Origin of the sequence: Methylobacterium sp. E-005, from assembly GCF_022829725.1 — a bacterium.
Taxonomy (GTDB): Bacteria; Pseudomonadota; Alphaproteobacteria; order Rhizobiales; family Beijerinckiaceae; genus Methylobacterium.
This window is the reverse complement of record NZ_JAKSYG010000004.1, coordinates 1-1737: the sequence shown is the minus strand read 5'-3', so window position 1 is coordinate 1737 and position 1737 is coordinate 1. Positions and strand designations below refer to the sequence as shown.

The following is a 1737-nucleotide window of genomic DNA, read 5'->3' as shown; positions in this document are numbered from 1 at the left end:
ACCCTGCGAGATCAAGACATCGACCTGCCGCAGCTTAGCAACGATCTCTTCAGCCGTATGCTTCTTCCGTCCCATGACGACATCCTCCACATGGCTCAAAGCCATACCTCAGGGAGGACCACTTTTCAGGGGGCAGGCCAGGGGCGCCCTCGTCCTTCAGGTAGGCTGCAGTCGCCGCCTCAATTTCCTCGTCCGACACCTCGGACTTGCGGCGAAGGTCGGCGACGCTGGGGATCTCTTTGGCCATACCGGAGAGCTATGGCGGCACCCCTGCCCCGTCCACGCGGCACGCTCGCCGGGCGGCTCTATCATCCCTGATCACGTAACCTCATAATCACGTGGGCACGCAATCATGTGACTATGTCGTTGCGCTTGCCGCCGGACGAGCGGCCTTCCTAGCGGTGGGTGCGTATCCAGTGCGGCCCGATCTCGATGTAGAGGCGTCGGCCCCGCTGCTGGCAGCGAAACCGCCATTCCAGCTCAATCAGCTCCATCGCCTGCTCTATCCGCGCTGCGGCCATCGGTTCCGAGCAGCCGATCTTGATCACATTGAGCAGCTGGAATTTCGGGTCCGCCTCCCCGTAGCGGCCGGTGATGCGCTTCATGTCTTTGTCGATCGCGATCAGCGTCGCGTCGTTGACTTGCGCGGTTCGGGCCACGAGCAAATCGTCCGACCCTGGGGCCAAGACGTCTGCGTGCCGGATAGCTACGTGGCCGCACCCCTCGAACGCCCGAGCTACGGAGACAGGCACGCCTTCGTCGAGGAGGACGCGGATAATCAGTTTTGCTGGGGCGGCCTCAGGCAGCGGCGGCGTGGGCCAGGGCCGCTTCAACGTCGCGCTCCGTCAGCGTTGGGTACTCGTCGATGATCTGCTGGACCGTGTAGCCGGCGTCGGCATAGGCCTTGATGCTCGCGACCTGGATTGCCGTACCGGCGATCACAGGGTTGCTCTTCGCCACCCCTCGGACGCTCTGGACCCTTCCATAATTATCCGAGCTCCGCGTACGCAGCTGACGGACATTGCGCTCCATGTCCGACCGCACGATCTCCAACGGGATGCTGAGGACGCCCTGGCCGGTCGTGACCTCTTCTCGCCGGCCCGTCTCGGGATGGTTGAAGACGACCCGCTTGTTGAGGACGTAGAGCGTCGTTCTCGCCCACACATCGTCGCCCAGGTCGACGAGTTTCGCCTTCACGTCGCGGAGGTGCTGCAGCGAGACGCCGTTCTCATTCCGCAGCCGATCCAGCACCTGCAGACAGATGAGGTCACGGAACGAGTAGAGGCGCGTCTCCTCGCCCTCGCTCATCTCGACCTTCAGGCTCGGCACGAAAAAGGACAAGCGTCTCCAATACCTGAGCTGCGTCAGGCTGATGCCCGTCAGACGCTGCGCCTCGTCCTCGGTGAAGGCAGCGATGACGGTCCTGGATCCGGCCGTCGTCATGCACAGAGACATATCTTGAGTCACGGGTTGGGCAAATGGGCACCGCGTCGCGCTCCACTGGCCCCGGTCTTCGTGGCCCAGGATTGGCGAATATCACGCGAATATCGTCAAAGAATTTGCCGAGGGACGCTCGCCGGGCGGCCATACCCTCACGGCTCGCCCGGCTCGCGCACATCCCGACCGCATCCGCGGCTGGTACGCAGATACATAGCTGCGTGATCAGGCAATCACATGGCTATGTGATCACGTGACTGCGCGCTTAGATGTCCTCGGGGTCCCGCCCTGGTGCCTGAC

2 protein-coding genes are annotated in these 1737 nt (G+C 63.1%); both read right to left on the bottom strand.

Translation table 11 applies throughout. The features are described 5' to 3' along the window. Positions 1-395 precede the first annotated feature (395 nt). The gene (locus tag MKK88_RS00025) at positions 396-833 is read right to left on the bottom strand and encodes a DUF5615 family PIN-like protein (protein WP_279601988.1); all 438 of its coding nucleotides are present in this window, start codon (positions 831-833) and stop codon (positions 396-398) included. Beyond that, positions 799-1443: a DUF433 domain-containing protein gene (locus tag MKK88_RS00020; RefSeq protein ID WP_243996481.1), complete on the bottom strand. Its 645-nt coding sequence runs from the start codon at positions 1441-1443 to the stop codon at positions 799-801. The genes MKK88_RS00025 and MKK88_RS00020 overlap by 35 nt, the downstream gene beginning before the upstream one ends. Between the last annotated feature and the right edge of the window lie 294 nt (positions 1444-1737).

Excerpts from the sequence above, each read along its gene's own strand:
- MKK88_RS00020 (WP_243996481.1), bottom strand. The coding sequence starts at position 1,443 with ATGACGACGGCCGGATCCAGGACCGTCATCGCTGCCTTCACCGAGGAC.